Source organism: Paenibacillus terricola (assembly GCF_014779765.1).
In the GTDB taxonomy this organism is placed as follows: domain Bacteria; phylum Bacillota; class Bacilli; order Paenibacillales; family Paenibacillaceae; genus Paenibacillus_T; species Paenibacillus_T terricola.
Genome location: NZ_JACXZA010000001.1, coordinates 859,687 through 881,726, shown reverse-complemented (window position 1 = coordinate 881,726; position 22,040 = coordinate 859,687). Strand labels below are relative to the sequence as shown.

At 54.0% G+C, this 22,040-nt stretch carries 15 protein-coding genes; 2 read left to right on the top strand and 13 right to left on the bottom strand.

Features of this window, described 5'->3' with window-relative positions; genetic code table 11:
* Nucleotides 1-193 precede the first annotated feature (193 nt).
* The 4 genes from H8B09_RS03755 to H8B09_RS03740 all read right to left on the bottom strand — a co-directional run bounded on the left by H8B09_RS03755 (nucleotide 194) and on the right by H8B09_RS03740 (nucleotide 11,174).
* Complete coding sequence (locus H8B09_RS03755; protein WP_191202111.1) at nucleotides 194-1,090, bottom strand: NAD(P)-dependent oxidoreductase; 897 nt, start codon at nucleotides 1,088-1,090, stop codon at nucleotides 194-196.
* Nucleotides 1,091-1,128: 38 nt separating this feature from the next.
* Complete coding sequence (locus tag H8B09_RS03750; protein WP_318152530.1) at nucleotides 1,129-1,788, bottom strand: cell wall hydrolase; 660 nt, start codon at nucleotides 1,786-1,788, stop codon at nucleotides 1,129-1,131.
* A gap of 190 nt (nucleotides 1,789-1,978) precedes the next feature.
* Nucleotides 1,979-2,671: a YwaF family protein gene (locus H8B09_RS03745; RefSeq protein WP_191202110.1), complete on the bottom strand. Its 693-nt coding sequence runs from the start codon at nucleotides 2,669-2,671 to the stop codon at nucleotides 1,979-1,981.
* 208 nt (nucleotides 2,672-2,879) lie between these two features.
* The gene (locus tag H8B09_RS03740; protein ID WP_191202109.1) at nucleotides 2,880-11,174 is read right to left on the bottom strand and encodes a glycoside hydrolase family 94 protein; all 8,295 of its coding nucleotides are present in this window, start codon (nucleotides 11,172-11,174) and stop codon (nucleotides 2,880-2,882) included.
* A gap of 587 nt (nucleotides 11,175-11,761) precedes the next feature.
* On the opposite strand from H8B09_RS03740, the gene H8B09_RS03735 reads away from it, so the two are divergent.
* Nucleotides 11,762-13,027, top strand: a complete 1,266-nt coding sequence (locus H8B09_RS03735; RefSeq protein ID WP_191202108.1) for an alkaline phosphatase — start codon at nucleotides 11,762-11,764, stop codon at nucleotides 13,025-13,027.
* A 54-nt stretch (nucleotides 13,028-13,081) separates the two neighbouring features.
* Here the strand turns inward: H8B09_RS03735 and H8B09_RS03730 are convergent, their stop codons facing one another.
* The 4 genes from H8B09_RS03730 to H8B09_RS03715 form a co-directional block, all read right to left on the bottom strand.
* Entirely contained in the window at nucleotides 13,082-13,666 is a 585-nt protein-coding gene (locus H8B09_RS03730; RefSeq protein ID WP_191202107.1) for a ferric reductase-like transmembrane domain-containing protein, read from the bottom strand.
* Complete coding sequence (locus H8B09_RS03725) at nucleotides 13,663-14,697, bottom strand: FAD:protein FMN transferase (protein WP_191202106.1); 1,035 nt, start codon at nucleotides 14,695-14,697, stop codon at nucleotides 13,663-13,665. The genes H8B09_RS03730 and H8B09_RS03725 overlap by 4 nt, the downstream gene beginning before the upstream one ends.
* Nucleotides 14,694-15,047, bottom strand: a complete 354-nt coding sequence (locus H8B09_RS03720) for a DUF4179 domain-containing protein (protein ID WP_191202105.1) — start codon at nucleotides 15,045-15,047, stop codon at nucleotides 14,694-14,696. The genes H8B09_RS03725 and H8B09_RS03720 overlap by 4 nt, the downstream gene beginning before the upstream one ends.
* 191 nt (nucleotides 15,048-15,238) lie before the next feature.
* Nucleotides 15,239-16,282 (bottom strand): glycoside hydrolase family 53 protein, encoded by a 1,044-nt coding sequence (locus H8B09_RS03715; protein WP_191202104.1) that lies wholly within the window; start codon nucleotides 16,280-16,282, stop codon nucleotides 15,239-15,241.
* Nucleotides 16,283-16,551: 269 nt separating this feature from the next.
* Here H8B09_RS03715 and H8B09_RS03710 point away from each other — a divergent pair, with 269 nt between their 5' ends.
* A complete protein-coding gene (locus H8B09_RS03710; RefSeq protein ID WP_191202103.1) occupies nucleotides 16,552-17,529 on the top strand; it encodes a LacI family DNA-binding transcriptional regulator in 978 nt (325 codons plus the stop codon).
* A 54-nt stretch (nucleotides 17,530-17,583) separates the two neighbouring features.
* Here the strand turns inward: H8B09_RS03710 and H8B09_RS03705 are convergent, their stop codons facing one another.
* The 5 genes from H8B09_RS03705 to H8B09_RS03685 all read right to left on the bottom strand — a co-directional run bounded on the left by H8B09_RS03705 (nucleotide 17,584) and on the right by H8B09_RS03685 (nucleotide 22,040).
* The gene (locus tag H8B09_RS03705; protein ID WP_224753237.1) at nucleotides 17,584-18,516 is read right to left on the bottom strand and encodes an urease accessory protein UreD; all 933 of its coding nucleotides are present in this window, start codon (nucleotides 18,514-18,516) and stop codon (nucleotides 17,584-17,586) included.
* Entirely contained in the window at nucleotides 18,431-19,192 is a 762-nt protein-coding gene (gene ureG, locus H8B09_RS03700) for an urease accessory protein UreG (protein WP_191202101.1), read from the bottom strand. Before ureG ends, H8B09_RS03705 begins: the two co-directional genes overlap by 86 nt.
* Before the next feature lie 77 nt (nucleotides 19,193-19,269).
* Complete coding sequence (locus H8B09_RS03695; RefSeq protein WP_191202100.1) at nucleotides 19,270-19,956, bottom strand: urease accessory protein UreF; 687 nt, start codon at nucleotides 19,954-19,956, stop codon at nucleotides 19,270-19,272.
* A 3-nt stretch (nucleotides 19,957-19,959) separates the two neighbouring features.
* Nucleotides 19,960-21,675, bottom strand: coding sequence for an urease subunit alpha (ureC, locus tag H8B09_RS03690; protein WP_191202099.1), 1,716 nt, complete (start codon nucleotides 21,673-21,675; stop codon nucleotides 19,960-19,962).
* A complete protein-coding gene (locus tag H8B09_RS03685) occupies nucleotides 21,672-22,040 on the bottom strand; it encodes an urease subunit beta (RefSeq protein WP_191202098.1) in 369 nt (122 codons plus the stop codon). Before H8B09_RS03685 ends, ureC begins: the two co-directional genes overlap by 4 nt.

Genomic DNA, 22,040 nt, shown 5'->3' with positions numbered 1-22,040 from the left:
TGTATTGTATATCGGTTTAGTCGGATTATCAAAGGTTAAAATATTCCAAATGATGTGAAACCGCTTCCGCTGACTTATACTAGGCACAATGCGTTTCTTCCGGACGAAATCTGTTTAAACCTTATCTCCAATATAAGAAAGCCCCAGACGATTAATCATCGCCTGAGGCTTATCATTCCCTTATTTTAGACCGTTACTCACCCGCAATAATTCGATACAGCGCCTGCGTTCCATCATTGTCGCCGCCATGCTCTACGAGCTGTTCATAGAGCGACTGTGCCAACTTAAGACCAGGAAGTTCTAGTCCCATCTCAGCAGCAGAATCAAGTGCAATTCGAATGTCCTTCACAAAATGCTTCACGTAAAACCCAGGCGCGTAGTCGCCTGCGATCATGCGCGGCGCCAGATTCGACAGCGACCAGCTTCCGGCAGCGCCGGAGCTAATGCTCTTGAGCACCTGCGTCTGATCCAAGCCGGCAGCTTTCGCATAAGCGAGCGCTTCGCTTACGCCAATCATATTAGAAGCAATCGTAATCTGATTGCACATCTTCGTGAATTGACCTGCGCCGGCTGGACCTTGGTGCACAACGTTCGCGCCCATCAGGTCGAGCAGCGGCTTCACCGCTTCGAACGCATCCCCATCGCCGCCAACCATGATCGACAGCTTCGCTTCGCGTGCCCCGACATCACCGCCAGAGACCGGAGCATCGAGCGCATGCAGTCCTTTGCCCGCTGCTGCTTGCGCAATCCGTTTCGCGAGTGTTGGACTTGATGTCGTCATATCAAGGAAGTAAGCGCCAGAACGTGCATGGTCTAGCAGCCCCTCTGTGCCAAAATAAATTTGCTCTACGTCACTCGGATAACCGAGCATCGTAATGACAACGTCCGACTGCTGCGCAACTTCCTTCGGCTGATCATGCCATACAGCGCCTTGCTGCAGCAGACCTTCTGCTCTCGCCTTCGTGCGATTATAGACATGAACCTCATAACCATTCTTCAACAGATGGCCAGCCATGCTGGCACCCATAATGCCTGTCCCTATAAACCCGATGACTGTACTTGCTGCACCTGCCTGCTTATTAACCGCCATCTTCGTTCGCTCCACCTTTCGACCGTATCGAATATAGATTATTTCACGAAAACATGGCCGCCAATCGAGGCCGTCTTCGTACGTGATTGGAACCATTCACTTTCTGCGGGGGCACTGTTGAAGTACAATGCGCCGTGTGACGGGTCGATTCCCTTCGCAGCTTGAATGGCAGCCTTGAATGACTCCGCATTCGGCAGTTTCCAGTATTGGCCGCCAGCCACCGTTGTAAAAGCGCCTGGCGCGAAAATCACTTTCTCGATCGTATCCGGGAAGTCCGGTGAATCGACGCGGTTGAGAACAACAGCCGCAACGGCAATCTGACCGTTGAATGGCTCTCCGCCTGCTTCTGAGTATACCACACGTGCCAGTCTGCCGAGATCTGGACGGCTCACTGTTACTTTATGTAGGGCATGCATCGTCATCGGCCCTGCAATCCCATTCTGAACGATGGCAGCATTACGCTGAAACTTTTTGACCGCCTGCTTCGTTCCTGAGCCGAACTTGCCGTCGGCTGCAGAAGATAAATAACCGAGCATCCGAAGTCGTTCCTGCAAATCTACAACCTGATCGCCGGTGCTTCCAACTGACAGCGCGGCATAGCTTGTAGCAGCATGCGCCTTCTGCTGAAGCTGCGGCGTTAATAATAAAGATCCAATCATAAGTCCGATCAATAGCCATCCAACCTTTGTTTTAAACACGTACAATAATCCCTCCAAGATGTAAATGTGCGATGATGGGCAGGTGTCTAACACAAAATATGCAAACGGTCTAACGCCAACACATTGTAACATCAATTGCGGAATTGCCAATGTTTTCAGAGAAAATTCTAATGCTTCTCATAACGTTGGAGAAGACCGAGAATAGGCCATTACTAAGGGGTATCGGACGTTAATGCCGCGACCCGAGACGATCGAATAGCGTCACAATACCTAACAAAACCGCACACATGGCCCATACAATCGGCTCGAGCTCAAGCAAATACCAAGGCCATGGTCCCAATAGGTCGAGCAGCGAGCCACCTTCTGGTTTTCTCGCCAGAAACATAAAGTTAGTTCCCGCAATAGCATTGATAATAGCGCCCGGAATGGCAAGTAGGTGGAGCGCCAACACAGCCATTGGGAGTGAACGAAGCGTCGGACGCATTCGCTCGACGGCTGTCATATATACGGATGCAGCGATGATGCCGATATGCCCAAGGAAGAAATGAAAATAACGAAATTGCGGAAAGGTCTGAACGAGATCCGGCGTCAACATCGCCTGCAGAGCGCCAAGCGTACCCAAGTAGACGACAATGTTGTACAAGAACCGGCTGCGGGTAAGCAGCATCACGACAGATAGCCATAGTGTCATTGTGCACAGCTCGAATGGCAGCGACCAAACCGACCATTCCCCTTGAATCGTATAAGTGATGTACAACGCAGTTTCTAATCCTGCAAGCACAGCGGCGATAATGACTGCTGCGATGCGGCTTCCGTTTCCGACGCGGAGTTGTTTCCGATACAGAATGATGCCTATGCACACTAGCATACCGACAATAAGCGCAACCCAATGAGCGGCTGAGAATGGAACGAAAGTGTTCATTATATATCCTGCTCCTTATTAGCATTAAGTGTTTGATGAGCTCATTGTAGTCGGGAGGAACTGCATCGAATAGTACTAATCTGACGTAGTACTATCGCAATGAAGATCATTACATTTATAAAGAGAAAACCCCCGCTGCGCTCGAAACGATTCGAGCATGGCGAGGGTCATCTATCGGTGTTGTAACCGAACTTGCTGAACACGAACTTTAACTATCGCTGCTGATTTCCTGTACGCGTGCCGCATCATCGGTCGACGAAGCAGAAGCCAATGCCGCTAATGGCTGGCGCGGAAGCTGAAGTTCAATCGTGTGCGTTCCGCCATCATCAGCCAGATGAATGCAGACGCCTGAAGCATCGCGTCTCGCCTCATGCGAAGGACGATGAACGCTCAAGTTGCCGGCTTCATCAATATCTAGCGGAAGCGAATGAACCGAAGCGTCCTCGATCATCCGGACTTTGACCTGATAGAGCGTCTTGCCATAACGGTACTCGACCTCGTAACCTGGCCAATCATGCGGCACCGCAGGGCGGAAGTACAGCTTGTCTCCTTCTTTGCGAAGACCGATAATCCACTCGATGCCCGCTTGGTACATCCAGCCCGAAGCACCCGTATACCAAGTCCATCCCGCCCTTCCTTTCACAGGATCACGCGTATACACATCCGCCGCCATTACATAAGGCTCGCCAGCGTATTTGCGCACTTCGCCTTCGCTTCGCGCATGCGTGACCGGATTGAGAAGATGGAACAGGTCGATTGCTTTATCGCCATTGCCTAGTCCGCACCAGGCAACAATGCTCCAAATGACGCCATGCGTATACTGCGCACCATTCTCGCGGATGCCCGGCGGATAACCTTGAATATATCCCGGATTCGGATCGGTACGGTCGAATGGCGGCGTCAACAATCTTGCGACGGCGATATCCCGATCAACCAATTCACGATCGAATGACATCATCGCCTGCTGCGCGCGCTCGCGTGGCGCAGCGCCAGAGATGACCGACCACGATTGAGCGATAGCATCAATGCGGCACTCTTCATTGCGCGTTGAGCCGAGCCAGTGCCCTTCGTCTGCTCGTGCGCGGCGGTACCATTCACCATCCCATGCGGACTTGTTAATAGCCGCACTAATCGCTTCCCGACGTTCACGGTAGGCGGACGCTCGCTCCGTGTCGCCTTTCAACTCGCACACATCCGCGAATTTACGAAGCACATCGCATAGGAACCAGCCGAGCCAGACGCTTTCGCCTTTACCCAGATCGCCAACCGAGTTCATGCCGTCGTTCCAGTCGCCGATTCCCATCAGCGGAAGTCCATTCTCTCCGAATCTCGAAGCTCGTTCAATCGCTCGAATGCAATGCTCATATACGGAAGCCACTTGATCCGAAAGCACCGTTGGTTCATATCGTTCATGCTCTTCGTCGGTGAGCTGCTCGCTTCGAATGAACGGGGCCATCTCGTCCAATACCGACTGATCTGCCGTCTGGGTAATATACCGTGCAGTTGCATAAGGAAGCCATAACAAGTCGTCCGAATACTTCGTCCGAATGCCGCGGTGCGTCTCTTCATGCCACCAGTGCTGCACATCGCCTTCTTCATATTGATGCGCGGAGTGCAAAATAATTTGCGCACGTGTTATGTCCGGCCTAGCATGGAGCATGGCGATTGAGTCCTGCAATTGGTCGCGATAACCAAACGCGCCGCCTGCTTGATAGAACGCGGTTCTCGCCCACATTCGGCAGGCAAGCGCCTGATAGAGAAGCCAGCCGTTGATCAAGTAATCCATTTCTTTGTTCGGCGTCGTAATTCGTGTCTGCAGCGTCGTCTCTTCCCAGAAACGAACAGCTTCCTCATACGCTGCCGCGCATGCTTGTCCATTATTATATTTGCGGACCAGCGCCACTGCCGCCTCTCTGGACCACTCCGCGCCAAGCAGGATATAGACCGTTCTAGAAGCGCCCGCTTCCACCGTCAGCTTCAGCTGCACAGCCCCGCATGCATCGTGCTGCGCGCCTACTTTACCGGACAATCGTGTCCGTTTCATCGCGTCGGGTGAAGCTGTCGAACCGCCTCGTCCAATCCATTCCATCCGATCTGCGGTGTACGATAAGCGATCCGACAGCGAAGCTTCAATCTGCTGACCGTCTTTATCATGAATCGCAAGGAACGCCCAATCATCGCGAAATGTTTCCTGATAGCTGTTGCGAACGAGCATGGCCTGCGCATCCGCATCCCATTCGGAGACGATGTGCGAAGCGCTGATCTGCCGCTTCACGCCGAGCACCCAATCGCATTCGTAGAAGACCGAAAGCTCCTTCGCCTCATCGCTCGTATTGTCGAGCTTGAGCTCGACAATCTTAACCGAATCCGACTTCGGCACATACACCGTCATCTGCTGCCGCAGCCCGCGGTCCGCTCGGCGGAACCGCGAATAACCGCGGCCATGCGCAACCGTGCAAGCTGAATCTTCTGATGCAGGCATCGGCGTAGGCGAGCTGAACAATCCGCTTCGGTCGTCCCGGATGAAACACACTTCGCCTGGAGGGTCGAGCACAGGATCATTCGACCACGGCGTCAGCTTACATTCGCGGCTGTTGCGCCACCACGTATAGCCGGTTCCAAGCTCCGTGATAAGGAATCCGAACTTCTCGTTCGCTACCACATTGCTCCACGGCGCATGCAAGAACTTGCCGCCGCGAAGAGCAATCCGATATTCGCGTCCATCAGGGGTAAAGCCTCCCCAGCCGTTGAACAACGCAAGCTGCTCAACGGATTCCGCAGCATACTGCTCTTGCTTGTTGTTAGCATGCTGCATTGATGCCGTTTGCGGCTGAACTTCCAATGACGCTGCCCATTCATGGACCAGCTTCGGCGCTTTCAACTGCGCCTTCAAGCTAGGTCCGTCCGCGCGCAGTACATAACGGGCAACGGCGAACAGCAGCGTCCGTTCTTCCTCGGACATCTGGTTTGCAGCAACCGGATAAACACCGCCGGGACGTACGGCGTGCTTATCAACATTTTGCTCAATAGCGACACGCAGTCCATCCGTCACATCCTGTTGATAACCGCCCGCTGATTCATTCACGATGACGAGATCAAACGGCAGCCCTTTGCGGCATAGATAACCGTGCCCGCTCATAAGCCGGATCGCGAACGGCAGCTGCGCCCTATCCTCCAATGTGACAAGAACGATCGGCAGGTCGCCGGATATGCCCATCGACCACAAGCCCGACTGCCCTTTCACATTCGCTTCGATGCTGGCCGCCCGCTCCTGACGGAGCGGCGACGCGTATAGCACTCGTCCTGCAAGTGTTTGCAGCAGAGAGGCTTCATGCGCAGTAAGACGCTGATGACGCAGGTCGATGCGGCTGTGCGTCCAAGCGAGCTGGAATGTCCGATCAATCTGCTGCTCATCGCACAGCGACTTGGCGATGCTGATCGATTCGTCGCGCGACTCTGCAACGCCTGTTACCCCGAACAGCTTCACCGTCTCGCCTGGACCAACCGACACTCGCCGACGAATGGCGAAGATCGGATCAAGCACGGCTCCGACCGTCCCGGTCAGCTTCATGTGCAGGCTTTGCGGATGCTGCATGGAATGTCCGCGGCCAATGAAGATGGCCCGATCTGTCTCATATTCAATCGGTCCTAGACTCTCGCATCCAATGGATAACGTCTGGAATGCCCACCGATGCTGCTCATGACCGTCTCGCGGTCTGCGTACCGCGAGCAGGCACTCCTCCTCCGCAGCATATTCCGTCTGAACGAACAGCTTGCTGAACGCCGGATGCGCATCGTCTGCGAGCGGCGGCGCAAGCACGACCTCCGTGTACGTCGTCACTTCGAGAATACGCGTCTCCGCGCTTACATTCGTCAGCTTCAGCCGGCGAACTTCAACGTTATGCTCAGGCGATACACAGATATCAAGCTCAGTGCCTACCGGTCCGTCCTTGCGCATGAAGCTCGCCTGATGGAGCGAGAACTGTATCCGCATGTCATCTGAAGGTATACGACATGGTTCATAAGCCGGCGACCATACAGCGTCACCGGTTACGTCGCGGATGTACATGCCGATTCCAGGCGGATCAATGACGGGATCCTCATGCCATCTGGACAATGCGATTGATCCGTGTCTCGTGAAGCCGCCGCCGCTTGCTGTCACAACAGAAGAGAATGAGCCGTTGGAGAGCAAGCATACTTCCGGCAGCGGAGTGATCGGATCGGTAAATTCACGCAGCGGCGCGGTCCGTTCCTGATCCTGCACAATGCTCGTCCGTTCGGTGTACGATTTGGCCGAGTCTGTAATAATGGCCGGCTTGTCCGGCATCCGTTCTTGCAGCAGCAGCTCCGCAGCTTGCACGCGCTTGTCGGCATGGAATCGGTCGACCATCGTCCGAGGCAGCAGCTCATTGGCAAGCGTCAGCAGACTCATTCCTTGGTGGTGGACCATGAAGCTGCGGATGACGATGCTGCTCTGTCCTTCCGGCATCCGCTTCGCGGTGCAGTCGATCGCTTCGTAGTAGCCGTGCTCGCCGCGCGCCCCCATCTCTTCCATTCTGCCAAGCGCCTCTAACGCTTCTCGCTTGGCATAAGGAATTGCCATAATGGTCGCATATGGCGCAAGCACAAGGTCCTCCTCCAGCCCGCGCTGGAATCCAAGCCCCGGCACACCAAATGCGCGATACTGGTAATTCATTTGATAATCGAATGCGTAGTAACCTGACTCCGATATGCCGAACGGCACCGCACGCTGACGGGCGTACTCGATTTGTCGACGAACCATGCCGCGATACGTCTTATCCCATAGCATTCGGCGGTACGTCTTCATCAGCAGCGCAGGCATCAAATATTCAAACATCGTGCCCGACCATGAGAGCAGCGTCGCATGTTTGCCCGACTTCGTCATCGCGCGGCCGAGTTTGAACCAATGAGCAGCGGGCACTTGACCCATGGCGATCGCCAAGAAGCTCGACTGGCGAGCTTCTGAAGCTAGCAGATCGTATAGGATCGTTTCTTTGCGATCTGCAGACGCATGATAGCCAAGCGTGAACAGCTGCGAAGCTTCGTCATAAAGCGGACGGAAGTCCGTCTCGTTAATAAGCTTATCCAGCCGTGCGATCAATCGTGACGTCTGCTGACCGATTCCGGTACCGCCTTTGCGCGCAGCAGCAGCTTCCGCCGCATACTCTGCGATACCTTCTTTCACTGTTACAAGATAACCGACGAAATTGCCCGAGTCGACGGTTGATACATACAGCGGAGGCAGCGGCCTCAACGTCGAAGTTTCGTACCAGTTATACAGATGGCCGTTCCACTTATCCATCCGTTCGATCGTATCCATCGTGCGCTCCATCCGGCGCAGCATATCGGACGTGTCGATAAAACCGAAATCCCTCGCTGCGAGCGTACATGCCAGCTGCAAGCCAATATTGGTTGGCGACGTTCGTCTCGCTGGTCCAACCGGCGGATCCAGCTGGACGTTATCCGGCGTCAGCCAGTTGTCTTCTTCCACCGTATATTGGTCGAAATAAGACCAAATATCAGCTGCCAGCTTCGTCAGCGTCGCACGTTCCGAATCGGAGATCGATTCCGTTCTTACAGCAGGCGGCTTGCTTAGCCAACCCGCAACGGCAGGAGCGATCAGCCACACGACAGCAATCGCTCCGCCAATCCAGCGAATCGATGCATATGCTGATGTCCAGCTTAGAATGCCATATGCAACTGCGAGTACAAGGCCCCAGCCGAAGCCGCGAATAGCGCGCTGCTGCTTGCTTCTCCTCTCGACCTCTGCTGAACTTGTCCATTCCAGCAGCCGGCGCTTCGATCCATACAGCCGATACAGCGTTCGAATAACCGCATCGCTCATCACAACGGCTTGATAAGGAAGCGTGACAAGCATAACTAGCGATTGTCCGAATGCTGACAACAGGGCGGCTGGTTTGCGGGCCAATGCGCTCGGCGAGATGAACGTTCTAATCAGCGGCAGACAAATCGTTAATAAGGCGACTGCCGTCAAGGCGGTCCATGCCCGGGACGGCATCAGCGGAGCAGCGAGCAGCGCAAGCAGAAGCGCTGGCTGCAGCAAACTTCTCCGCATGTTGTCGATGATCTGCCAGCGCGTGAGTGACGTGAGATCTACCTTCTGCAGCTCGCCTGTCCGATTGCATACACGGGGCTTCAGCCAGCAGAGCAGCTGCCAGTCGCCTCTCACCCAGCGGTGCAGCCGTTGTTGATAAGAACTGAATGTGGCCGGATGACCATCGATCAGCTCAATATCCGACAGCAATCCGCCGCGAAGGAACCCGCCTTCGAGCAGATCATGACTCAGCACATGATTGTCCGGAATCCGCTCGCTAAGCACAGCCTTGAAGCTGTCGATGCTCAAGATCCCTTTACCGGTAAAAATGCCTTGTCCGAACGTATCCTGATACGGATCAGACATCGCGAATGCGTAAGGATCAATACCTGGCTCGCCGGACCACAGCCTTGCTAAACGCGACCTCGAGACCGACTCATAGCTGACGCCAATTCGCGGCTGAAGCACCCCGTATCCTTCGACTACGCGTGTGCGCGACGCGTTCAGACGAGGGCGATTATACGGAAGATGCATCGTGCCGACCATACGCTGCGCAGCGCCAATAGGCAGCGAGGTATCGGCATCGAGCGTTATCATATAATGGACATCCTGTAACTCGACTGGCAGTGCGCGCTCTTGGAAGCTCGTCCCCTCATCGCCTCGAAGCAGCCCAATAAACTCAACGAGTTTGCCTCGTTTGCGCTCCCAGCCCATCCATGCTTTCTCCGACTCATTCCACTTCCGCTTCCGCTGGAACAAATGGAAGGTCTGGCCTCCGCTTTCACGCGGATAACGAGCATTGAGCTCATCAATCCGTTCACGCGCTGCCCGGTACACCTTCTCATCCGTTGTCATCCGTTCCGACTGTGCATCGGCATAGTCCGTCAGCAATGCAAAATACAGCTGCGGATCCGGATTGGACAAGTAGTGCAGTTCAAGCCGATTCGTCAGCTCCTCTACATCTTCTTGCTTCGTCCAAATGATCGGCATAACGACGATTGTCTTCGCATCCGATGGAATACCAGACGAGTAATCATACCGAAGCAATGGCTTGGAACGAATCGTGCCGCCAATGAACGTGTGACTTGCTGCAATCGCCCATTCTGCAGCTGGCATGAGCATAAGAATGATCGCAGCTACCCACGCACCTGTCGTTAAGTCATTCCCGCTTCCTGCCCACCAGCCGAACAAGACAGCAAAGACGATGAAGGCGCAGCCGATCATCGACAGATAAGCAGTACCCCGCCGGCGTCTGACGGCAGCGCCGCGATGTGTACGTGGATTCGCATTGCAGCTGCGCAGCGACTCATGAAGCGCTTCTACGCCTTGATGATCCAGCAAGTAATAAGCTGCGAAGCTAGAACGGGGAGGCACACCTTCGACACCGTCTGAATGCTCTGTCGAGCCTCCGTCACGACTCAGGTTCACGTCTGCAAGCTCTACTGCTTTCGATGCAATCAAGCTCTCTGGCACATTGAACCGACGAGCGAGACGCTCGATCCGGCTTCGCAGCGTATGTTTACTCGTATCATCCAACCGTGCGTATGTGCCGGCTGTTTCCTGCGTCAGCGTTCGATCCACCACGCTGATTCGATCAAAATACAGCTTCCATTGTCCCCTCGACAATGTCCGAATGCTGCCGATCAAATGACCCGTTTCCACTTCATGCGAAGCCTGAAGTTGATGCTCATAGGTTACAATTCGGTTCAAATTATCCGTATCCGAATCGAGCTTGCAGATAAGCCATTCCCGCACGGAAGCTGCATCATCTGCCCATTCGTTCAGATGACTGACGAGATGAACGAGAACAGCGCCTGACAGCGGCAGCGTCTGTCCATGCTTCTCCAGTGCAGCCTGCATATCAGCCGCACACAGCTTCGTATCCGGCGGAGCAAGCGACTTCAGCAATTTCTCTACACGCTGGCAAGCTTCGTGCCGTTCCCGGACAAGTCGCATTAGCGCTGCCATGCGACCGATCGCTGCCATACGCAGAAACACAGGCATAAGCCATGTCTCCGCAAGCGTCAAGACTGCAATTTCCTGATACGCGTTAATGAACGAGACGAACGAATCCAGATCAAGTCTGCCATGCGTCGCCTCGAAGTACGTATTGCCGATAGCGACAGCTCGCGGGCGTTCTTCTGCCCTCAGCCATGTTTGACGAGACAACGCCCCGCGCTTCAGCTCCTTCTCTACAATCTGCGCTTCCTTCTCGATAAAATCGGCGTGATCCAGCAGCCATTGTTCCGCAGGCTGCGTGCAGACGCCTCCTTCTACCTTCAGCGCTGCAGCGAATTGCCGCAAGCTCTCCCTATCGCGATGCCACTCGGCAAGCCGCTCCCTGCTATTCCAGCTGCCCATGATCGGATCATGAGTCAGCGCCAGTTCATGCGCTTTTTGCTCCAACTGCTCGGCGTTCAGTACCATGGGTCCCCCTTGCTTACGTTCGTCTTTATACGTAATCGCCTTCCGCAATGAAGGCTGCGGAATAAATACCGATAAGGCATCTGACGCAGGTCTCTCCGCGCACAGATGCCTTAAGTAAATATTCCCAAGACGCCCGACTTTTATGATTAACAGCAAGGAAAAATTAAAAATAGCCGTCTGCCGGCATGTTAATATTTTGCAAATTTCGTTCTGTCCGAGCAGCGAAAGCCGCTTTATGCAAGCGATTTCATCAACAGCCAGGAGCCTCTCTATCTGAACAGTCTACGTGCTGCATTTCCTCCTTCCCGCTCACTTGACATCGGAATCCAGCGCCTCCCGATTTCCATTTATGAGTCTGAGGGTATAGGTGTTTTTTCCTTATGTTGTGTATTCGATAACATCACGGGTGAAATGCATCTGACTAAGATTGATACGATAACCAGCCCTATGCCGGCGCATGGCATCTGCATCCGTTCACCGAATCTTAAATTGGGACAAACATTGCGTTAATAATAGACATCTACATTTTGTACGTGAACATGACACAATGTGCCGCTTAGAATCGAATTGGGGAGGAAGTTTACGAGATGAAGATTCATAATGGATGGAAGGCTGCGATGCTTGGAACGGTTGCTGCAGCACTCGTGATTACAAGCTATGTATCCAACGGGGAAGGTAAACAAGAAGCCGATGCGGCAGCTGTACATGCGAAGAACGTTATTCTGTTCGTCGGTGACGGCATGGGCCTTGCTGCACGCGATGCCATTCGCCTTGCAACAGTCGGAGAGACAGGAAAGCTTGCGATGGACGATATGCCATACGTTGGACTTTTCCACACGAGCTCGACTGTACCCGTCACCGATTCCGCAGCGGCTGCAACAGCATTCGCAAGCGGCGTCAAGACCTACAATGGCGCAATTGGCATGGATGCAAATAAGAAGAGCGTGAAGACGATTCTCGAATATGCCAAGGATCTTGGCAAAGGCACAGGCATCGTCACGACCAGCCAATTAACAGACGCAACCGGTGCGGCATTCGGCGCCCATGTCGAAGACCGTTCGAAGCAAAGTGATATTGCCCTGCAATACCTCACTTCTTCGAAGATTGATGTACTGCTCGGCGGCGGCGAAGACTTCTGGTACCCAGCTGGCACAGCAGGCGCATTCCAGGACGAACCTGCTGAAGATCCAACAGAGAAAAGCAAAGGCACGCAAGGAAATCTCGTGAAGAAAGCGCAAGAACTCGGTTACAAATATGTAACTAACAAGGCAGATTTGCTCAAAGCAAACGGCAGCAAGCTGCTCGGCCTGTTCGCGAACGAAGAGATGTTCCAACAGAAGCCGGAAGGCCAAGGCGATATTTATAATCCGATCGTACCGCTGCCAGACATGACGAAGAAAGCAATCGACACGTTGTCGAAGAACAAGAACGGCTTCTTCCTCGTCGTAGAAGAGGAAGCAACGGACGAGATGGCGCATCAGAACAACGCGAAGCTGACGATCAAATCCGGCCAAGAGCTCGACAAGGCGGTTCGTATTGCGAAAAATTACGCGAAGGCGCATCCGGAAACGCTCGTTCTCGTATTGTCAGACCATGAAACGGGCGGCTTCGCAATCGAGCCTGTGGATGCAGCTGACGAGTCCGGCGACGGCATCTCCGCCGAAGACGGTCCTTTCCAAATCGCCGGCACGAAGAAAAACTTCGTTGTAGACTGGACAACTTCGGGTCACACGGCTGTCGATATTCCAGTAACGGCTACAGGTTCGCGTTCGGAGCTGTTCGCAGGCGTTTACGAGAACACGGACATTTTCTTCAAAATCGCTGAAGCAATGGGCATTAAGGTTAAGAAATAAAAAATAACGAAGAGCCATGGAGATCTTCATTCGAAGATTTCCATGGCTCTCTCTTTAACGGTTGACCGATGGTCGAACCTGTCTTAGCTTCGTATTCGATTTCGAGTTCTGACGCATCGATGCCCGCACTGCGAACAACACAACGACAACGAGCAGCGTGCCGCCATACATAAGCTTGGCAAGCGGGTTGCCGCTGCTAGTGCCGACCATGTAGCCATGCACCGCAGCGCCAACAAAGATCGGGTACGCCAATAAGTGAATCGTCAGCCACACATGCCGATTTATTTTGTTTCGATAGTCCGATGTAATCAGCAATAACAACATGCCATACAACGCAAGGATGCCTATTCCATTGCCAATCGGATATTGCTTAGATGCGAAAGGAATGAGCAGATCCGCCCAACGGTAAGGAACATACGTGCTAATAATGAGAATCGCCGCATGAAGGAGCGCTACAGCAGTACCTCCGTTGGTTAGATACGTATGCCAGCGATATACCTGCGCCTTTCGTTTTCCCTTCACGAATGGAAAGCTGTACAGCATGCCCAGCGTCAATCCCGCAAATATCGTCAAATAGGCCGCGATGCCAAATACTCTCGTTAATTCCCACACGGGCCAAGATGTTATCCAATTGATCATATCGGCTTACCGCTCCCTTCCTCATTCACTTCCTTCAGCCAACCGTCTGAACGACGCTGCAGACTGCCTGAAGGATCTATCATCAATGCATCATAGGCCGGTGTTAGCTGATTCCTCATCCGACTTAACCCTTCTTCTCCTATAATGCAAATCGTCTTCGCCCATACCTCGCAAGCAACAAGATCAGGCCCTGTAACGGTGCATTGAACAATGCTGCTTCGTGACGGACTGCCCGTACGTGTATCGATCAAATGATGCTTAATCCCCTCATCCGTCATCCATCGTCTGCCGAGCGTTCCAGAGGTTGCGACTGCTCCCTGCCCGATCATCCGATAAATCGTACTGCCGTCCTCTGCTATCGGATCTTGCACATCGATTCGCCAGATCGGCTCGCCATTCCCGTCATTCCACGCATGCAAATCGCCGCCTGCGTTGATAAGGCCAGCTCTGATTCCACACCTCATACGCAGCCATTGCGTAAGCTTAGCCGTTGCCCACCCCTTCACGATACCTCCGAGATCTAGTTGAATATCGGAAGATAGCTGAACCGATTGCATGCCCAGATCCAGTACCATCGGCGTTTGCATCAGACCTTTATATGGCTTCTGGTCATTCACAAGCAGGCCCGCATGGTCATCATTGTAATCACTTACAAGTTCTCTGCCTATACCGACACGTGATAGCTGCTCAAAGGAACGATTATAGCCTGCCTTGTCCATGCTTTGTCCTACGAATGGAGAGAAGATGCCGCCTGTCGTCTCTTGATACCACAGCGTCAACTGCAGCACATCCCGCATCATGCTGGAGATCATGACTGGCGCTCCGCTTCCAGCCGTTCGATTGATGCGAGACAGTTCGCTATCGGGGCGGAAGCGGCTGAACACCTGCTCCACTTCCTCGTACCAGTCCACTGCCAACTCAACCGCTTCACTCATCTTGTATCCATCACATACAAGCGACAGCTCGACATCGGTATTCATCGCACGAAACCGATAAAACATCGGCTGCGCGATGTCCGCTTGGCTCATCATGATGTCCGGGTGGAGGAACGGAAGCCGCCTCCGCCGCCTTCATTGACGGATCCGCCATTCCTATCGCCGCTAAAGCCGCCATCCATGCCGCCGCCATTGAAGCCGCCGCCCTGCTGCCCTCGCATGCCATGCCTGCCTCGACGCTCCACCCACTGATCTGCGCCGTCCTGCGATTGGCCGATATCTGTGGACTGCTGCACATTATTGTTGTTTGCATTGTCACCCACCGCTTGCGCTGCTGCGAATTCAGGGCTTGCCTTAACGGTATTCAGCCCGATCGCGACGAGAATTGCGCCTGCCGCACCAAGCGGCCACTTCCATCGTTTCAGCTTCTTGCCTACATTACCCATGGATATCGACATCCTTTATTACAGATTCATATTGGATTTGATATCTCTATTTAATCAGTCGAACCTTAAATGAACCTTAGACGGAAACTGAATATTGGCTGAAAATCCATACTTGTCTCCTGCATGCAGAACAAGCCGATCGACCTCTTCGGAAGAGGCCTGATCGGCTTGTGCTTATACATGTATAAAGACTAGTTAAGGAACCCTTCGAGTGCAACGGTTGGCTTCATATCCGAACCCCATGCGCCCTTGTTATACCCGCCGTTATAACCCGGAGTCGACTCCGGCTCCCAATAGAAAACGCCAAGTCCTTTGCCGCCGGAGATGTTGCGAATCTTCGTCTTAATGTCCGCAATGAAGCTCTTCGTTGTTGATGCCGCGCTGTAATCGAGGCCTATCTCCGTAATCATAACCGGCTTGCCGTAGCTCGATATCATGCTGTTCGCATTGCTTATCGTCTGCGTCACCTTCGTTGACCAATCGGACGTCGACGGATACAGCGACATGCCGACGATATCGAACGTAGCGCCGTTTGCAATCAAACCGCCGATATTCCATGTGAACAGGCTGTTATCATAACCGTTGGACAAGTGCACGATCGTCTTCGTGCTGCTGCTGATCGACTTCACCGCATTGTTGCCCGTATTGATGAGCCATGCGTAATTTTTCATACTAACGGAAGCCTTCCCATCATCCCACAACATCCCGTTGTTCGTCTCGTTGCCGATCTGCACCCAATCCGGCGTTACGCCATTGTTCGCCATCGTCGTCATCACGTCGCGCGTCCAATTCCACACCGCATCCATCAATTGCGTGAACGTATAGCTCTTCCATGCAGCCGGCTTCGTCTGCTTGCCCGGGTCAGCCCAAGAATCACTGTAGTGAAGCGACAGCATAACGCTGAGCCCCGCTGCTTTGGCCCGCTTCGCAAGCGCGGCCGCCCGCTCCTTCGTTAAGTAGCCATTGCCATAATCGTTGGATGGATTGACCCATACGCGAATACGAATGGAGTTGATGCTGTAATCATTCTTAAGAATGTCAAAAATGTCCCGCTGCACGCCATTCTTGTCTTTCCACTTGTACCCCTGCGCCTCCATCCCAGCTACCCAGCTGACGTCTGCGCCTTTGGCGAAGGTCGGTGCCGCCTCCGCCACCTTCGGCCTTGCTGTCTCCACTGACACGAGCGTTAAACAGATCAACGCTGCCAGCAGGATAAGCATACCTCTTTTCAACATACTATTTTCCTCCTATGCGATTGTCGAATGGAGAACATAGGATTAGTATAGATAGAGAAGGATCACTGAAACGATTCATTCGCTTCTTCATTGTAAGCGCTCTATTCGGGCGTATAATAGGATAGGATGCAAACAAAACGGATGCTTTTATAGCCGTTTGGCAGACGTCCCTATATAATAGTCATAGTTCTTTCCGATAACAGTATTAATAGAGATCGTTCATAACCCGAGCACGCATTGATAGCATAGTGACAAAGGAGAGCTCCTTCATGTCCGTTACCATTAAAGATATATCCAAGCAAGTTGGCGTCAGCTACTCGACCGTGGCCAAGGCGCTCAATAATAGTCCGCTTGTCAAAGAAGCTACGAAGCGCAAAGTAATGGAAGCAGCCGAAGCGCTCGGCTATACGCCAAACCTTGCAGCCCGAAGCTTGGTGACCAAGCGCACCGGCCTAGTCGGTATCGTATGGCCTGGCATCGACCGCACCGCGCTTTCATCGCTTGTTACATCCATTCAACGCCGTCTGGCAGAGAAGGGCCTGACCGCGCTGCTGTCGATTCACGAGCCGCAGGAGGCGATCTCTACCTTCGAGAACCTGCGGGCGGACGCCATTCTATTGTTCGAAGAGAGCACAGCCGACATTATCGCTCGGCCGTCTCACAGACGGACGCCGATGATTTCGATTGGTATGCCAATCAAACCTGGCGTGCCCTATGTCGATATGAATCGGCGGGAAGCCATTCGACTCGCGGTTGAAACGCTGGTAAGCAGAGGTTACGAGCGTATTGCTTATATCGGACCGTATGTGGAAGCATCGGTACAACAGCAGGAGAAGTGGATCGGCTTCAAGGAAGGGCTGCACCAGGCCGGCATCGAGTTTCAAGAGGAATGGGTTATTGATTCGCACGGTCTGCTCTGGCAAAATGGTTACCACGCAGCCAAGCAGCTGCTTAAGCTGAGTGATCGGCCTGCAGCAGTCATTAGCGGCAGCTACGATCTGGCTGCGGGTATTATTCGTGCCTTTCAAGGCGAAGGCATCTCGGTGCCGCAAGATATTGCCATCATCAGTTATGATCACATTCCGCATATGGAGCAGCTAGAGATTCCGATCTCCGCCGTCGGCGTGCCTGAGGCAGACCTTGCAGCGGCGGTTGCCGACACGCTGCTGCTCGCCATCGAATCCGTCGATGATGTGCCAGATCGGACCTCCCTTACGCCGGCATACATACATCGGACATCGGATTGACAGGTGAACAAAGAGGCGTCCAAGCACATGATGTGCCTGGACGCCTCTTTGTGTTTACACCTGCACGAGCATATGCGGCGGTTCGCCAAGCAGCTGTAACCTTAGCGCACTCCAAGCTGCTCGCAGCGCTTCTTGCAGCGGCCAAGCCGCTGTCCCTGCCGCCATTACGGCAAGCCCATAGCGGTGCGTCAGTGATGCACCAACCGTTACCCCGTATGCGCTGCGGTCAGGAAGCGAAGCAAGCGCCTCCCGCACGGCTTCGACGTGCTGCTCGCCCATGCGATCGCCGAAGGCAAGCAGCATCCCCATATGGGTTGCCTTCCCCCAGCTGCCCGGCACATGCAGCTGCTGCAGAGCAGGCTCGATCAACTGACGCTGCGAGCCGATCAGCTCCTCCCCATACCGGACAGTCAGTCGGCTGTCGAACCGTTCATACTGGAATGCTTCACCGCGAAGTGTACGCCCGGGACACCAGACATCGGCTTGGACCCACAGCGATCCAGGAGCAAGACGTACATCCGTCTCGCTCCGCAAGGCCGCCGAACGGTACAGCATGATCGGCTCTGGCATATGCTCCACAACAGCTCCTTCCTTCAGCATGAATGACTGCTTGAGCGCAGCCCCGCCCTTCTCACCTGCGGGATGCACTTTCGTATACGACTGATTCGTTACGAACAGCCGGCTGTTGCTGCCGCAATGCCATTCAAGCTCGTATCGATCGCCATCCAGCAGGCCAGGCGATACATCCATGACAATAACGCCCAGCCCTGCCCCGATTGGAAAAGCTTTCGCAATCTTCAGCGGCGCAGTATGGTATTTGCTTGTCATAACGGTTCGATCGCCATGATGCTCGAAAGAAGCTTGCAGCCTCGTCAGTCCGAGCGCTGCATCCTCGAGGATCTTAGTGCGCGTGATCATGATCGTGATGATGACGCTTATGCCCGTGTGAATGCTCATCGCCAGCTGCATGCTCGGCAGCATGGTCATGCGAATGCGCTAATCCTTTGGCATGGGCAATCTCGTGTTCAAGCCAGTTCACAATATCCTGCACTCCGCTCTCGCCAAGCAGATTGGAGAAGATGAACGGACGCTCACCGCGCATCCGCTTCGAATCATCGCCCATGACGCGCAGGCTGGCGCCGACATACGGAGCAAGATCGATTTTGTTAATGACAAGAAGATCGGAACGCATAATGCCGGGACCGCCTTTACGCGGGATTTTCTCACCTTGCGCCACGTCTATAATGTAGATAAAACGATCCGCCAGCTCGGGACTGAACGCCGCCGCCAGATTGTCACCGCCGCTCTCGATAAAAATAATATCAAGCGGCGAGAACCGACGCTCCAGCTCTTCAATCGCTTCGAAATTCATCGAGGCATCCTCACGAACCGCCGTATGCGGACAACCGCCCGTCTCTACCCCAATGATCCGCTCAACAGGCAATACGCCTGTTGCTGCAAGAATGCGCGCATCTTCCTTCGTATAGATATCGTTCGTAATAACAGCTACGCTGTATTTGCCGGACAGCTCTCGAGCGAGCCGCTCGACGAGCGCCGTCTTGCCTGATCCTACCGGACCTCCGATTCCGATGCGAATCGGACGCGATGCGTCGATCTCCGGCGTTACCCACTCGTTATGGCTATGACCTTGTCCTTGGCACATTTATAAAACCTCCCATGTGTACTATCAAATTATTAATGCGTGTTCAAAAAGTCCGGTTTTCAGCTGCCTCTATAAAATCAAGACATAAACAATCGCGAATACAACGTTTCGTGCCGCATCATAGCAAGCTCCGCCATCGGCATGTTGGAATAGGCCTCCTCCGGCTCCAAGCCTTCGGCAATACGCCATGCCTCGCTGGTCAGCGGCGTCAGCCGTGCAATAAGCCGCTGGCCTTCCGTCTGTCCGATGGACATCAGACGTAATGCACTGTTGATGCAGGTGACCATGCATGCATACCAATAGCTCTCCATCGCCTGCTGGAGCGATACGCCAAGCTGCCAGCAAATATAACCGTGCACTAGCGGATGCGTCGACAAGCAATTCCCTGCCCGTGCCGCCTCAGCTATGGGCTGCCAGTTCAAGTCAGGCCACATGTCGACTGCTAGCTTCAGCAGCCTTTTGCCCATTTTCTCCGCACCTGACCTTGTCTCCGCCGCCAACCGCTGCGTATGAACGATCCGTTCTACCGCCCACAGCCGTTCCCATTGTTGGGTGTCCGCATCGCGATACACCGCTTTAATGACCATCGCATCGCTTGTCGCCCAGCTTTGCCGAAGCATCGTCTGCACGTATGCCTCAAGCGCTCGGCTGTCCGTCAGTTTATCCTCCTGCACCATCGTCTCGAGGCCGAACGAATGGGAGAAGCCGCCGATGGGCAGCGCAGAATCAAGCAGCTGCTGCAGAGCCAGCCAATGTCTAGCCATAAGCTAGAATAAGAAGTAGCGCTGCGCCATTGGCAGCACCTCCGCTGGCTCACAGGTGACGAGTTCCCCGTCCACCGTGACGCGATACGTCTCCGGATCGACTTCAATGCGCGGCGTCGCATCGTTATGAATCATGTCTCTCTTCGAGATCGAGCGGCAGCCTCGAATGGGCTCCACTCGTTTCGTCAGGCCAAGCCGATCCTTGATCCCGCGATCATAAGCGGCCTGCGAGACGAAAGTGATCGAGCTGCTGGCGATCAGCTTGCCGAACGATGCGAACATCGGGCGCCCCCATACCGGCTGCGGCGTCGGGATCGAGGCATTCGGATCGCCCATCTGCGCGAAAGCGATGCTGCCGCCTTTCAGGACGAGATCCGGCTTCACGCCGAAGAACATCGGCTGCCATACCACGAGATCGGCGAACTTGCCGATCTCGATGGACCCTACGAGATGCGATACGCCATGCGTAATCGCTGGATTAATCGTATATTTGGCAACATACCGCTTGATGCGATAGTTGTCGCCGTCCGCATCGTCCGGCGCTAGCGGTCCGCGCTGGCGCTTCATTTTATCCGCTGTCTGCCAAGTTCGAATTATGACTTCTCCTACGCGGCCCATAGCTTGCGAATCGGAGCTGATCATGCTGAATACGCCCATATCGTGCAAAATATCTTCCGCCGCAATCGTCTCCGGTCGTATGCGTGAATCCGCGAATGCGACATCCTCCGGAATACGGCTGTCGAGGTGATGACATACCATCAGCATGTCGAGATGCTCCTCGATCGTGTTTACCGTGAACGGACGCGTCGGATTCGTTGAGGAGGGCAGCACGTTCAGTTCGCCTGCCGCCCGGATAATGTCCGGCGCATGTCCGCCTCCAGCACCTTCGGTATGGTACGTATGAATCGTTCTGCCTTTGAATGCTGTCAGCGTATCTTCAAGGAACCCCGCTTCGTTAAGCGTGTCTGTGTGAATGGCCACCTGCACATCGTATTGATCTGCAGCGGTGAGACACGCATCAATGGCAGCAGGCGTTGTTCCCCAATCCTCATGCAGCTTCAACCCTATTGCTCCAGCTTCAATCTGCTCGACGAGCGGTCCGATGAAGGATGCATTGCCTTTGCCCGTTAAACCGATATTCATCGGAAAAGCTTCTATCGCTTCCAGCATGCGGGACAAATGCCAAGCGCCCGGCGTTACCGTCGTAGCATTCGTTCCTGTAGCTGGACCTGTGCCTCCGCCGATCATCGTCGTAACGCCGGAAGACAACGCCGTCTCGATCTGCTGCGGGCAGATGAAATGAATGTGCGAGTCAATGCCGCCCGCCGTTACGATTCGCCCTTCGCCTGCTATAACTTCCGTACTCGCGCCTGCAATCATGCCCGGCGTAACACCATCCATAATGTCCGGATTGCCTGCCTTGCCGATGCCGACGATATGGCCGTCTTTAATCCCGATATCCGCCTTCACAATGCCCCAATGATCGATTATGACTGCATTCGTAATAAGTGTATCGAGCACGCCCTCTTCACGGAGCGCGCCGCTGGATTGTCCCATGCCGTCACGAATGACTTTACCGCCGCCGAATTTGCATTCATCGCCATACACGGTATAATCTCGTTCAATGCGTGCCCACAGCTCTGTATCCGCAAGTCTTATGGCATCGCCGGTCGTTGGGCCGAACATTTGGGCGTAACTGCTTCGATCCATGCTGCTCATTTCGCACCCTCCTCCCACTTCGCAAGTCTTGCGCTCACTTCATCGCTCATCTTGCCATGGGCAGCCTCGCCCTCACTTAGACCATTAAGTCCGAATGACCGTTTCGCTCCACCTAGTTCAACAAGTCGAATCGGCTTCTCCTCGCCTGGCTCGAAACGAACCGCCGTTCCCGCCGGAATATCGAGCCGCATGCCAAATGCCGTTCTGCGGTCGAAGCGCAGCGCGCGATTCACCTCAAAAAAATGAAAATGCGATCCTACCTGTACGGGCCGATCACCTGTATTAACGACCAGTAACTGAGCAGTCCGCCGACCAGCATTCAGTTCGATCTGTCCGCTTACCGTCCGATATTCGCCTGGAATCAT